This is a genomic window from Streptomyces sp. T12 (assembly GCF_028736035.1).
Classification (GTDB): domain Bacteria; phylum Actinomycetota; class Actinomycetes; order Streptomycetales; family Streptomycetaceae; genus Streptomyces.
In genome coordinates, this window is sequence record NZ_CP117866.1 from 10,814,317 (window position 1) to 10,826,839 (window position 12,523).

The following is a 12,523-nucleotide window of genomic DNA, read 5'->3' on the forward strand; positions in this document are numbered from 1 at the left end:
TCTCCGAATAGGTGCGGTGGCGCACCGCCGCACATCGTCGTCGTCTCACATGGCGGCCGGCGGCTCACAGGACCGACGCCGGACCTTCATCCCCGGCTCGTGTGTCACCGGCTGTCGCTGGCCTCGGTCCCGGGTAGTGCGGCCCGTCCGGCCTCCAGACGGGCGACCGGGACACGGAACGGCGAGCAGGAGACGTAGTCGAGCCCCACGGCGTGGAAGTAGTGCACCGAGTCCGGGTCTCCTCCATGCTCGCCGCAGACGCCGATCTTCAGCCCGGGGCGTGCGGCGCGGCCTTCGGCGACGGCGATCTGGACCAGTCGGCCCACGCCGTCGCGGTCGATCGTCTCGAACGGAGAGACCTTGAAGATGCCCTTGTCGAGGTACGCGGAGAAGAATGCCGCCTCGACGTCATCGCGGGAGAAGCCCCACGTGGTCTGGGTCAGGTCGTTCGTGCCGAAGGAGAAGAACTGCGCCTCCTCGGCGATCCGGCCCGCGGTGAGGGCGGCCCGCGGTAGTTCGATCATCGTGCCGATCGGGCACTCCACGGGGACGCCGGAATGGGTGCTGACCTCGGCCAGTACCTGTTCCACCTCCTCGCGCACGAGTCGCAGTTCCTCCACCGTGTCGATCAGGGGCACCATGATCTCCGCCCGCGGGTCGCCACCTGCTCGCTTGCGCTCGACGACCGCCTCGGCGATGGCCCGAACCTGCATGGCGACCAGGCCCGGTGCCACCAGTCCCAGGCGTACGCCGCGCAGGCCGAGCATCGGGTTCTCCTCATGCATACGGTTCACGGCGTCGAGCAGTTCGGCGTCATGCGTGCTCGGCGGGCTGCCGTGCGCCTCGGCGGCGGCGAGGCGCACGGCGAGTTCGGTGCGGTCCGGCAGGAACTCGTGCAGCGGCGGGTCCAGGAGCCGGATGGTGACCGGCAGGCCGTCCATCGCCTCCAGGATGCCGATGAAGTCCTGCCGCTGCAGCGGCAACAGCGCCTTCAGCGACCGCTCGCGTTCGGCATCGGTGCGGGCGAGGATCATCGCCTCGACCAGCTGCCGCCGGTCGCCGAGGAACATGTGCTCGGTGCGGCACAGGCCGATGCCCTCAGCTCCGAACCGGCGGGCGCGGGCCGCGTCCTCGGGCGTGTCCGCGTTGGCCCGGACCCCCAGCCGTCGTACGCCGTCGGCCTGTCGCATGGCGCCGTCCACAGCCTCGACCAGCCCGGCCGAGGCTTCGCCGGTCTCGAAGTACCGCATCACCGCCGAGTCCACCAGCGGAGCCGCGTCGGCGTACACGGCGCCTTCCGAGCCATCGACGGAGATGACTGTGCCCTCCTCGACGGTGGTGCCGCCCACGGTGAAGCGGCGCTCCTGTGGGTCGACGGCGATCTCTTCGGCACCGCACACGCACACCTTGCCCATACCACGGGCGACCACCGCCGCATGGCTGGTCTTGCCGCCCCGGCTGGTCAGCACCGCCTGGGCCGCGACCATGCCGGGCAGGTCGTCGGGGGTGGTCTCCTGCCGTACGAGAACGACCTTCTCCCCGGCGGCGGCGCGCCGGACCGCCTCGGCGGAGTCGAACACCGCAGCGCCCACGGCGGCACCCGGCGAGGCCGGGATGCCGTGCGCGAGCGCCTCACCGACAGCGGAGGTGTCGAAGCGGGGGAACATCAGGCGGGCGAGACCGTCGCCACTGACGCGGGCCAGACCCTCGTCGGAGGTAATGAGTCCCTCGTCGACCAGCTCGGCGGCGATGGCGAACGCGGCTTCGGCGGTGCGCTTGCCGACCCGGGTCTGCAGCATCCACAGTCGGCCGCGCTCGATGGTGAACTCGATGTCGCACAGGTCCCGGTAGTGGGTCTCCAACGTCCGCATGTGGTCGCGGAGTTGGGCGAACGCCTCGGGGTTCAGGCGGCCCAGTTCGTCCAGGGGGACGGTGTTGCGGATGCCCGCGACGACGTCCTCGCCCTGGGCGTTGGGCAGATAGTCGCCGTACAGGCCGCTGCGCCCGGTGGCCGGGTCGCGGGTGAAAGCGACGCCGCTGCCGGACTCGGGACCGAGATTGCCGAAGACCATGGTCTGCACGTTGACCGCGGTGCCCAGGTCGTCGGGGATGTGCTCGCGGCGGCGGTAGAGGCGGGCGCGTTCGCCGTTCCAGGATTCGAAGACGGCCAGGACGGCCTGGCGCAGTTGCTCGGCGGGGGACTGCGGGAAATATTCGCCCGTCTCCTGACGGATCAGCTCCTTGTACGCCTCGACGAGCCCGGCCAGATCGGCCGTGTCCAGGCCCAGATCGTCCACCGCGCCGCGGGCCTCCTTGAGGCGGGCCATCACGGTCTCGAACAGTGCACTGTCGACGCCCATGACGGTGCTGCCGAACATCTGCAGAAGGCGCCGGTAGGAGTCCCAGGCGAAGCGTTCGTTCCCGGAGGTCTTCGCCAGGCCGAGAACCGATTCGTCGTTGAGGCCGATGTCGAGGATCGTCTCCATCATGCCGGGCATGGAGAAGCGGGCCCCGGAGCGGACGGACAGCAGCAGCGGGTCGTCCGGCTGCCCGAGCCGCCGCCCGGCGGCCTCCTCCAGTGCCGTCAGATGGTCGGAGATCTCACGGGCCAGGCTGTCCGGCTCGGTGCCGGTGGCCAGGAAGGCGCGGCAGGCTTCGGTGGTGACGGTGAAGCCGGGCGGGACGGGCAGGCCCATGCGGGTCATCTCGGCCAGGTTGGCGCCCTTGCCGCCGAGCAGGTCGGCCATGTCACGGCCGCCCTCGGTGAACGCGTACACGTAACGGTCCATGACGGTGTTCTTCCTTCCTGCTTCCCAGAGGGAGAGTGCGCCTCGGCCACTCGCGGAGCTGCACCTCGGTCGGTGCGCGAGGTGCAGCAGCCAGGCGTGGACGGGTCACATCTCGAAGACGATGCGTGCCTTGATCTGCCCGTTGAGGACTTCGGCGATGGAGTCGTTGACGGTGTCCAGCGGCCGGGTCTCGTAGATCACCTTGGTGCGTCCGGCGGCGTGGAGCTGGAACACCTCGTCCAGGTCCTGGCGGGTACCCACGATGGAACCGATCACGGAGGTGCCGTTCAGGACGGTGTCGAAGATCGGCACGCTGATGGTTCCGCCGGCGGGCAGGGCGACCATGACCAGCTTGCCGCCGCGCCGCAGACCGCCGTACACGGAGGCGAACGCCTGCTCGTTGACAGCCAGCGCGATCGCGGCATGGGCGCCCCCGTGCTGCTTGAGGACCTCGGCCGGATCCTCCTTGCGGGCGTCGATGAGGATGTCCGCTCCCAGCTCCCGGGCGAGTTCGAGCTTCTCGTCGGTGACGTCGATCGCGGCGACGGTGGCTCCGGCGATCTTCGCGTACTGCACGGCGAGGTGGCCGAGGCCGCCGACGCCGGAGATCGCCACCAGCTGGGTCGGGCGGACTCCGGCGACCTTCAGCGCCTTGTACGTCGTCACGCCGGCGCAGGTCAGCGGGGCCGCGTCATGAGGGTCGATGCCGTCGGGGACCACAGCGGCGAAGTCCGCGGGGGCGAGCATCTTCTCGGCGTAGCCGCCGTCCACGCTGTAGCCGGTGTTCTGCTGCTGCTCGCACAGTGTCTCCCAGCCGGACAGGCAGTGCTCGCACCGCCCGCAGGCCCAGCCCAGCCAGGGCACGACCACCCGCTGACCGACGGCGAGCGCAGCGATGGGGGTCCCCCTGGCCGAAGGCTGGGGGAGGGTCACCCCGTCGCCGAGCGCCTCGACGATGCCGACGCCCTCGTGGCCGGGGACGAACGGCGGGGTGGGCTTGACCGGCCAGTCACCGTGCGCCGCGTGGATGTCGGTGTGGCACAGCCCGGACGCCTCCAGGCGAATGCGGACCTGGCCAAATCCGGGCTCCGGGTCCGGGCGCTCCTCGATCACCAGCGGCTCGCCGAAGGACCGGACGACTGCTGCCTTCATGTGATGCTCCTCAGGTCTGTCTGGTCGGTGCGGTTCCAGGGTCGAACGGGCCGCGCTGCGGCGGCAGGTACTGGACGTCCCCGGCGGTGGGGCCACCCGGCCAAGCCGAGCGGAATCCGGCCCTCAGTCGTGAGGCACTACGGCGACCGGGGCTGCGGCATGGTGCAGCACAGCGTGGGCCACAGGCCCAATGCGCATACCGAGCGCCGGCCGGTGCACCCGGCGGCCGACCACCACGAGTCCGGCCTGCGCGGCGGCCCGCAGTACGACTCCGGACGGGCGGGCGAGATCGACCGTGTGGGCGACCGGGACTTGCGGGTACTTCTCCTGCCACGGCTTGAGAGCGTCGGACAGTGCCTTCTCCGCTTGCCCCGTGATGCCGCCTTCCTGGCTGGCCAGCTGTCCCACAACCGGGCCATGTCCGTACAGCGGCGGCAGGCTCGGCGCGTGCACGGCGCGCAGCGCGGTCCTGCGAGCGGCGGCCGCGTCGAAGGCGAATTCCAGCAGCGGCGCGGCCGGGTCGCCCAGGTCGTCGAGCCCGACCACGACCTGCCCACCGTCGTGCTTGGCGGCCGAGCGGGCGTTCGCCCGCACCATGACCACCGGACTGTTTGCCCGGGCCAGCACCTGCTGCCCCACGGAGCCGAGCAGGAACCCTGCAATGGCGCCGTGACCGGTGGAGCCCAGCACCAGCATCTCGGCCTTCTCCGCCTGGCCCAGCAGCACCTCGGCCGCGGTGTCGGAGATCTGCTCGGTGCTGACCGTCAGCTCCGGATGCCGCCCGCGCAGCTCCTCCTCGGCCTCCCGCAGCATGCGCAGGGCCCACTGCTTCTGCGCGTCCAGGTCCTGCGCGCCGGACGCGGAGTGAACGCGGGCAACCAGAACGCCCAACAACGTCCGGGGCGTTCGGCTGAGCATGAGACCTGGCAACAGGACTCACTCCCGCTCAGTCTCCAGGAACGGTGGACGAACTACCGCAGGACGGCGGTGGGATGGGCGCAGAGGGCATAGCCGTGTCGCAGTACGTGCTCCCGCCGTCGGTGGTGTCGCACAACCGGTTCGACACGCGAACGCCGCTGCAGCAGGTCTTCTACTGGGAGGCGGACCAGTGGGAGCAGTTCACCTGCGAGTGGGTCCGCATGCGAAAGGACGAGTTCGGCTATCTCGGCGTCGAAATCATCGGTGGGACCAACGACCGCGGCGCCGATGTAGTGGCCTTCATGAGCGAACAGAGGCTGAACGGTGAGTGGCACTGCTACCAGTGCAAGCACTACTCCGATGGCCTGACGCTCGACGACGCGCTGCCGGAGATGATCAAACCGTTCGCGGCGGCTGTGGAGACGACCAGGACCCTTCCCACCAGGTACATCTTCGTGGCACCCAGGATCCACCCGCGCCTGAAGGACACCGTGCTGACGCCGGCCGAGTTGAAGAGACGGTTCCTCTCCTACATGGACGGACGTACGCGGCCGGTCACCGCGCTGACACCCGAGACCCTGCGCGTCCCAGCGGTGCCCACTCCGTGTCCTGACAGTGCGCCGTTCCGGCAGCCCCTGGCGTCGCGGACCATGCTGCATTTGGCCGGGCCGCAGCGCCACCGTGAGCATCATCCCCACCAGCACGGGCGCCGCTCGAGCCGTCGGGCTGCTCCTGGCGGAGCTGGCCGGCACCTTGGACGGCGTCGCCGTGCGTGTGCCGGTGAAGGACGGCTTGCTGACCGACCTGAGTGTCGTCTCGGACCGTCAGGTGACCGCATGCAGGAGGGCCGATCGGACCCATCTGGGGGACGATGGGGACCTTGCGTGTCCCCTCGTGCCCATGGTGTCTGGAGTAGGGCGCACGTAGGAAGCGCGGAGGGCCGCGGGACCAAGCGGTTCCGGCGGGTGGAATCCGGCCGTCGTGCGCGGACCGACCGCCGCGGTCGCAGTGGTGCCCGCAACCGCTCTCCGGGTACCCGGTGGTTCGGATCTGCGTCGCCTGGGCGACGTGGGAGGAGGAGGTCATGGCTTCGCGACCACTCGATGAGAAGACGGTGACCACACTGGTGGCCGAAGCCACCGCGGCCCCGTCCATGCACAACGCGCAGCCATGGCGCTTCCACTACCGGACCGACGAGCGTTCTGTGCTGCTGCATGCCGACGCCAGGCGGGCCATGCCCCGGTCCGATCCCGACAACCGGGCACTGCACATCGGCTGCGGGGCAGCGCTGCTCAACCTGCGCGTCGCCGCGGCACACGCGGACCTCGTCTCGAAGACGACTCTGCTGCCCGAGCCTGACGACCCACTGCTGCTTGCCGCCGTCCATCTGACTGACGCGGTCGGCGGTGCGCGGGACGAGGGCCTGGCGCGGCTGCACCCGGCGATCCGGCAGCGGCACACAAGCCGCCATCCCTTCGCGGAGAAGGACATTCCCGAGGACGTGCGGGCCGCCTTGCAGGACGCGGCAGCACAGGAGGGAGCCGCCCTGCTCTTCCCTGGCCCCTGGCATGCCGAGACCGTGCTCGACCTGGTCCACGACGCCGAGAGCCGCGACCTCATGGACCCCGGTGCCAACGAGGACCTGGTTCGCTGGACCCGGCTCGGAGCGGAGGCGGACACCGCCGTCGACGGCGTGCCCGAGTACGCCTTTGGGCCGCGGAAACGCAACGGCAAGGCCCCTGTACGGGACTTCGCCGGACGGCGTCCGGTGGCCGACCGTGGTACCACCGCCTTCGAGCACACGCCGCATCTGGCCCTGCTGAGCACCCGCGGCGAGGGCCCTGCCGAGTGGCTGCGCGCCGGGCAGGCACTGGAACGCGTCCTGCTGGAGGCCACCCTGGCCGACCTGGCAACCTCCCTGACCTCTCACGCCCTGGAAGAGCCCGAGCTGCGCCTGCTGGCCCGTGACCCGGCGTCGGGCACCGGGCAGGTGCAGATGGTGCTGCGTCTGGGCTACGGCCCGCGAGGCCCCGGGACGCCTCGCCGCCCCGTACGGGACGTTCTCGAGATCACCTGACTGCGTCACGGGCCGGTAGGCGAGGGGCGCGACGGGCACGGAACTTCAAGTGGGGTGTCTGCCTCTGCGGTCGCTGGTGACACGTTCGAAAACGAGGCCGACATGCCGATGCAGCTGGGCCGGTGGAGGCGTCCGGGCTGGTGACACGCGGCGACCGGGCCGACCATCGGGCCCGGCAGGGTGTCCGGCCCCGGTTCTGAGCCGACAGGGCCACTGTGAAGGCTGATGCGCCAAGCTGTGCGACAGGCGCGCCCCGGCCACGGTCGTGAGCTCGGTCCTCCTTGCCCACCTCCGCTGCCGAGGAGATCCATGCTTTCACCCGAGTCGGCCACGGTCGTGCGGACCACCCTGCCCGCCGTTTGTGGAGCTCTGACCGAGATCACAGCGCGGTTCTACGACACCGTGTTCGCCGAGTAGCCCGAACAGGGGTCGGCTGGGCCCGGCTGGCTGCCGAAGCGCCGCAGGGCACAATGCCGTTCATGACAGACGAAGCGGGCGATGGCATGGGTGCTCCTCAACTGGGCGACGCTGTGGCGCTGTTGGCGGACTTCCTGGGCGCCGAGCCGTTGACCGCGGCCATCGCCTCACTGGAGCGGGACCTGACGGGCAGACCCGCCAGGGAGGTCGGTGACATGGCCGCCGCCCGGGGTATCGGTCCTGAACTGATGGTGGCGGCCCTGACCGTGCGCGAGAGCCTCGGCCGGCTGAACGATCTCATCCACGCGGCCGGGATCGTGCTGGCACTGCCCCATGTCCTGGAGGGCGGGGAGGAGATCGCCGTACGTCCTTCGCTTGCCGCCGGCAACGACCCGCACCGGCCGTTCGATCTGGAGACGGACCGGCGGGTGGCGGAGTTCAAACTCGCGCGGTGGCGCGGCGCGGACGCCATGCGCAAGCGGCAGACGTTCAAGGACCTGGTCATGCTTGCGGCCGACCGCACGGGCCGTCGCGCCGAGCTGTTCGTCGTGGGGCCCGAGCCCGGCCGGTTCCTGCGTACCTCCACGGCGACGGCGGCCTGGGCGCTGGACCGCACCCCGCACGCGCGCCGCGTGTTCGAGGAGTCCTTCGGCTCCTTGGACGTCTCCGTCGCGCAGTTCACCGGGCGGCACGCCGGCCACGTTCAGGTCACCGACCTGTGCGACGTGCTGCCGCCCAGGGTGGCAGCGGCGCTGGTGCGCTGATCAGGGCAGCGCGCACGGCCGGGCGTCGGTCATGCCGCAGAAGGCACCCCGGATCCGGACGACTCCGGGACGGGCAGCATGGTCAGCAGCATGACGCTGGGCTCGGTGGCGCGCACGGTGTGCGGTAGCCGCGCGGGCAAGTGGATCCAACTCCCAGGCGTTGCCTCCGTCTTCTCCTCGCCCAGGACGAGGTCGAGACGGCCCTGGACGACCTGGATGACGACGGGCAGGGCGGAGGTGTGCTCGGTCAGTTCCTGGCCGGCGGCGAAGGCGAAGCCGACCACGCGCAGGCGGTCGTCGCGGTACAGGACCCGGCTGAGCGTGCCGTCCTCGGGCACGGTCAGTTCGGCGGCCAGGTCGGTGATCACGGTGGCGGTCATGAGGGGTTCCTCCTCAGGGCTGGGACGGTGTGGGGACGGCGAGCAGACTGATCGCGCCCAGATGGCCGCTGTGGCGTTGGAAGACGCGGCGCATGTGCAGCACACGGCGCAGGGCAGTTGGGTTGCGCAGTGCCCTGCCGGCGATGCGCAGCGCGGGGACCAGCCCCTCGTCGGCGACGAGCCGGCGTGGTTCGAGCAGTGCCATCGGTGCCGTCTTGTGGGCGGTGACCGTGAAGCCCTCGGCGGCGAGCAGCTCACTCCAGGCGGTGGGGGTCAGGGGGCGGGCACCGACGTGGATGGCCTCGTGCAGGTCATGAGTGATCCGCTCGGCGAGTGCCGGGTCGAGATCGTCGGGCAGCAGGCACAGTTCGTGGATGGCGTACCGGCCGGTGGAGCCGTCGAGCAGCCGGCGGGCCTCGCGTACAATGCGCCGCTTGGCGGGTTCGGGCTGCATGGTCAACATCGCCTCGCCGTACACGACGGTGGCGTCACCTTCCGGCAACCTGGTGTCCGCGGCGTCCGACCGTACGGCGCGCACCTGGGTCGGGCCCGGGGCGGTGAGGGCGCTGAGTGCGGCCACGGCGGTGGCGTCGCGGTCGACTGCGGTGTAGGAGGCCGGGCGGCGGGCGAGGGTCAGCCGGGCGGTGGCTCCCAGGCCGGCGGCCAGCTCCACCACCCGGTCCTCCGGATCCACGCCCAGGGCGTCCAGCATCCACCGGGTCAGCTCCACACCGCCGGGGCGCAGCACCCGCTTGCCCAGGCGGGCCAGCAGCCAGTGGCCGGGCATGCGGGCGGCGTCCAGTCCGTCGCCGGGAACGGGGATGTTCTTCTGCAGGGCCGAATGGTCCGTCGATGCCATGGTCGTGCCTCGCTCTCTGCCTGCATCGGTACTACTTAGGTGAACCTAACTCGGAGTGATGGTGGGCTGCGGGGGCCGAACGTCCCGATTGAAGGGGCCAGTGGACCCGTCCCGGCAGGCGGCGTCAGCAGGCCGGAAGCACGTCTGCACGAGCAAGCGGGATCAGCCCGCTACCAGGCGGCGACAGTGGGCGCGCCCGTGAACCGTGCGGTTCATGGCTTTCCTCTGTGTTCCGGCTCCGTGGTGCCGCTATTCGTCGTGGAACAGGTCCGTGCTGAGGTAACGCTCCCCGCTGTCGGGCAGGACGACGACGATCAGGGCGCCCTTGTGCTGTGGGTAGTGGGCGACGGTGGTGGCCGCGTGAAGAGCGGCTCCGCCGGAGACTCCGGTGAGGATGCCCTCGGTGCGTGCCAGGCGCCTGGCCGCGGCACGGGCCTCGGGTGCGGAGACGCGCTGCACGGTGTCGTAGACCTCGGTGTCGAGGACATCGGGGACGAAGCCGGCGCCGAGGCCCTGGATGCGGTGCGGGCCGGGGGAGCCGCCGGACAGGACGGCCGACTCCGCCGGTTCCACGGCCACCACGGTGATGTCGGGGTTCTTCTCCTTGAGGACCTGGCCGACGCCCGTGACGGTGCCGCCGGTGCCGACGCCGGCCACCAGGATGTCGACCTGTCCGGCGGTGTCCTGCCAGATCTCCTGGGCAGTGGTGCGGCGGTGAGCGTCGGGGTTGGCCGGGTTGCGGAACTGCTGCGGCATGAACCAGCCGTGGCGCTCGGCCAGTTCGGTGGCGCGGGCGACCGCGCCGGTCATGCCCTCGGCGGCCGGGGTCAGGATGAGCTCGGCGCCGTAGGCGCGCAGCAGGGCGCGCCGCTCGGTGCTCATGCTCTCGGGCATGGTGAACGTGACCGGGTAGCCCTTGGCGGCGGCCACCATGGCCAGGCCGATGCCGGTGTTGCCGCTGGTCGGTTCGACGATGCCCTGCCCGGGCCGGAGCGCGCCGGTGGTTTCGGCGTCCTCGATCATCGCCAGGGCGATGCGGTCCTTGACGCTGCCGCCGGGGTTGGCGGACTCCAGCTTCACGACCAGGCGCACGGGCAGGTCCGCGCCGTAGCGGCGCAGCGCCACCAGGGGGGTGCGGCCTATCAGCGCCGTGATCGAGGGAATGAACGAGGGGCGTGTCGCCGTCATGGTCGTCCTTCTTTCTCGTCCGAGGGGGTGAGGACCCCGGCGTGGGGTGTCGTTGCTGTGTCAGGAAGATGGGTGACGGAGGCGGTATGTGCGGTCCGGACGTGGGAGTGGGCGGGGACGTCGCGCAGAACCAGGGCGTGCGCGCCGACGATCGCGTCGTGGCCGACGTGCACGGGGCCGAGGACGGTGGCGCCGACGCCTAGGACCACCCGGTCGCCGATGGTGGGATGCCGCTTGGCGGCCTTCGCGTCGGTCCACCAGCCGGTGCCGCCCAGGGTGACGCGGTGATACAGCATCACGTCGTCGCCCAGGACCGCAGTCTCACCGATCACCACGCCCATGCCGTGGTCGATGAAGCAGCGGCGGCCGACGACCGCGCCCGGGTGGATCTCGATGCCGGTCAGCGCGCGGGTGAGCTGGGACAGCAGACGGGGCAGCAGTGGCACACCGAGCCGGTACAGCTTGTGGGCGAGCCGGTGGGCCCAGATCGCCCACAGGCCGGGGTACAGCAGGACTTCGACCACATGGACACCGTGCAGGGCCGGGTCCTTGCGGCAGGCCGTTCGGAGATCTTCGAGGATCATGCGCGTCTTTCTGTGGGCCGGGCGCGGCATGGAGCCGGTGGGCGTGGTGTCGGGGTGGCACGCCATGCTCGACGGGCCGCGCCGGCAGCGGGGCGGAGGGGTGTTGGGCTGGGGCCGACGGAGGTCGGTCACTGCCGTGACGGCTGCACAGGCGCCCCTGCCAACGGTGCGCGCGGCCCACCGCGGGCCGGTGCAGCCTCACGTCGAAGAGGCAGAGGAGGGGAAGCCCTCCGCACCTGCGGCACAGGGCAGGTGTCGGAGCGCGGGGAATTGACATCGCGCCAGTCCCTGCCGTGCGACGAGTCGACGTGCCCCCTCGTCGTGGGTTCCGAAGCCACCGCGGTCGTGCCGTTGTCCATGTCAGGGAACGCTACGGCCCGGTCCCGATGCGGCGCCCGGTCCGAAGCGCCTGGTGTGGATGGGCCGGACGGTCCCGATCGTCGCTCGCGGTACGGGACCTACAGCCCGCGGCAATGGGGCCGTTCGGCCCGAGCACCCCCTTGCCTCGTCAAGCGATGCTGCCTCCCGGAACCGAACGGGAAGAGGGCCACGGACCGCCGCCTCCAACTGCTGGCTGCGCGTTCTCCTATCCAGAGGCCGCAGTTGGAAGCGGTGTCCCTCCCCGCTCGGTCACCGTCCGGCCGCCACACCCGTCCCGGGCGGGGCGGCCGGACGCGCCCCGACACGCTGGGCGCCGATGCGGAGTGCTGTGCCCGCCTGCGGCAAGTCTGCCCTTGGCCGCTGCGACGAGGCGCTGTGCGTCGCGGCCCGGCCGCCGCCCAGAAGCCCCGCTTCGGGCTGGTCGCCTGCTGCAACAGCCTTCTGCTGCCCCAACTCGGCGCCGCCGAGATCGTTCTGTATCCCGTCGCGTACCGCAACCTGACGTGCGCCTGCCCGTTTGAGAGTCGGCTCGCTGTTGTGGTCCGCGTGGTCCGCGTGGTCCGCGTGGTCCGGGTTGATGGGGCCAAGGGGCCCATGCCTGAGGGCCACAAGCCCCAGGTCTCCCGCACACAGGTAAGGCTAACTTCACCATGTTGGTGATCTTTTGCTGGGCGGATCTGCCCGGCACGATGTGGTGGAGACGCACATGAGTGGCACTGATGGGGTGTTCGAGGAAGCAGGCGGCCGGGGGACCACCGTCATCGATGCCGTACCGCTCTCTCTGGCGGATCTGGCACCCGGTGCCCGAGCCGCCGTGCTAGGCGTCGTCGCTGAAGGGGAGCCCACTGTCGCCCGCCGGTTGCACGACCTCGGCTTCACCCCTGGAGCGGTCGTGGAGGTGGTACGCCGGGCGCCCTTGCGTGAACCCGTCCTCTACCGGGTCAGCGACTACGAGGTGTGCCTGCGCCGCGCGCAGGCGGAGCGCGTGCACGTGACCGAGGCGGAGCGGTGAGC

General features: G+C 70.9%; 10 protein-coding genes and 1 pseudogene. 4 read left to right on the forward strand and 7 right to left on the reverse strand.

The window, feature by feature from the left end:
* Window positions 1-104: 104 nt before the first annotated feature.
* From ppdK to PBV52_RS48455, 3 genes are all read right to left on the reverse strand, one after another.
* The gene (ppdK, locus tag PBV52_RS48445; RefSeq protein ID WP_274248415.1) at window positions 105-2,789 is read right to left on the reverse strand and encodes a pyruvate, phosphate dikinase; all 2,685 of its coding nucleotides are present in this window, start codon (window positions 2,787-2,789) and stop codon (window positions 105-107) included.
* A gap of 105 nt (window positions 2,790-2,894) precedes the next feature.
* Window positions 2,895-3,941 carry a zinc-dependent alcohol dehydrogenase gene (locus PBV52_RS48450; protein ID WP_274248417.1) on the reverse strand — a complete coding sequence of 349 codons (1,047 nt, stop codon included), beginning with the start codon at window positions 3,939-3,941 and terminating at the stop codon, window positions 2,895-2,897.
* A 123-nt stretch (window positions 3,942-4,064) separates the two neighbouring features.
* On the reverse strand, window positions 4,065-4,859 hold the full coding sequence (locus tag PBV52_RS48455; protein ID WP_274248419.1) for a universal stress protein: 795 nt from the start codon (window positions 4,857-4,859) through the stop codon (window positions 4,065-4,067).
* Between the two features lie 669 nt (window positions 4,860-5,528).
* Between PBV52_RS48455 and PBV52_RS48460 the strand changes: the two are divergent.
* From PBV52_RS48460 to PBV52_RS48470, 3 genes and pseudogenes are all read left to right on the forward strand, one after another.
* Window positions 5,529-5,696, forward strand: a pseudogene (locus PBV52_RS48460) (type I glyceraldehyde-3-phosphate dehydrogenase); the annotation flags it as partial.
* Between the two features lie 247 nt (window positions 5,697-5,943).
* Window positions 5,944-6,936, forward strand: coding sequence for a nitroreductase (locus tag PBV52_RS48465; protein WP_274248420.1), 993 nt, complete (start codon window positions 5,944-5,946; stop codon window positions 6,934-6,936).
* A 479-nt stretch (window positions 6,937-7,415) separates the two neighbouring features.
* Window positions 7,416-8,117 carry a PE-PGRS family protein gene (locus tag PBV52_RS48470; RefSeq protein ID WP_274248422.1) on the forward strand — a complete coding sequence of 234 codons (702 nt, stop codon included), beginning with the start codon at window positions 7,416-7,418 and terminating at the stop codon, window positions 8,115-8,117.
* A gap of 29 nt (window positions 8,118-8,146) precedes the next feature.
* Here PBV52_RS48470 and PBV52_RS48475 read toward each other — a convergent pair whose 3' ends face one another.
* From PBV52_RS48475 to epsC, 4 genes are all read right to left on the reverse strand, one after another.
* Window positions 8,147-8,497, reverse strand: coding sequence for a cupin domain-containing protein (locus tag PBV52_RS48475; protein ID WP_274248424.1), 351 nt, complete (start codon window positions 8,495-8,497; stop codon window positions 8,147-8,149).
* Window positions 8,498-8,510: 13 nt separating this feature from the next.
* Complete coding sequence (locus PBV52_RS48480; protein ID WP_274248426.1) at window positions 8,511-9,356, reverse strand: class I SAM-dependent methyltransferase; 846 nt, start codon at window positions 9,354-9,356, stop codon at window positions 8,511-8,513.
* 249 nt (window positions 9,357-9,605) lie between these two features.
* Complete coding sequence (cysK, locus tag PBV52_RS48485) at window positions 9,606-10,544, reverse strand: cysteine synthase A (protein WP_274248429.1); 939 nt, start codon at window positions 10,542-10,544, stop codon at window positions 9,606-9,608.
* Window positions 10,541-11,128, reverse strand: a complete 588-nt coding sequence (epsC, locus tag PBV52_RS48490) for a serine O-acetyltransferase EpsC (RefSeq protein WP_274248430.1) — start codon at window positions 11,126-11,128, stop codon at window positions 10,541-10,543. Before epsC ends, cysK begins: the two co-directional genes overlap by 4 nt.
* A 1,087-nt stretch (window positions 11,129-12,215) precedes the next feature.
* On the opposite strand from epsC, the gene PBV52_RS48495 reads away from it, so the two are divergent.
* On the forward strand, window positions 12,216-12,521 hold the full coding sequence (locus PBV52_RS48495; RefSeq protein ID WP_274248432.1) for a FeoA family protein: 306 nt from the start codon (window positions 12,216-12,218) through the stop codon (window positions 12,519-12,521).
* Window positions 12,522-12,523 lie beyond the last annotated feature (2 nt).

Coding starts and splice junctions, on each gene's coding strand:
- PBV52_RS48450 (WP_274248417.1), bottom strand. CDS start 3,941: ATGAAGGCAGCAGTCGTCCGGTCCTTCGGCGAGCCGCTGGTGATCGAG.
- epsC (WP_274248430.1), bottom strand. CDS start 11,128: ATGATCCTCGAAGATCTCCGAACGGCCTGCCGCAAGGACCCGGCCCTG.
- PBV52_RS48465 (WP_274248420.1), top strand. CDS start 5,944: ATGGCTTCGCGACCACTCGATGAGAAGACGGTGACCACACTGGTGGCC.
- PBV52_RS48470 (WP_274248422.1), top strand. CDS start 7,416: ATGACAGACGAAGCGGGCGATGGCATGGGTGCTCCTCAACTGGGCGAC.
- PBV52_RS48495 (WP_274248432.1), top strand. CDS start 12,216: ATGAGTGGCACTGATGGGGTGTTCGAGGAAGCAGGCGGCCGGGGGACC.
- PBV52_RS48455 (WP_274248419.1), bottom strand. CDS start 4,859: ATGCTCAGCCGAACGCCCCGGACGTTGTTGGGCGTTCTGGTTGCCCGC.
- PBV52_RS48480 (WP_274248426.1), bottom strand. CDS start 9,356: ATGGCATCGACGGACCATTCGGCCCTGCAGAAGAACATCCCCGTTCCC.
- ppdK (WP_274248415.1), bottom strand. CDS start 2,789: ATGGACCGTTACGTGTACGCGTTCACCGAGGGCGGCCGTGACATGGCC.
- PBV52_RS48475 (WP_274248424.1), bottom strand. CDS start 8,497: ATGACCGCCACCGTGATCACCGACCTGGCCGCCGAACTGACCGTGCCC.
- cysK (WP_274248429.1), bottom strand. CDS start 10,544: ATGACGGCGACACGCCCCTCGTTCATTCCCTCGATCACGGCGCTGATA.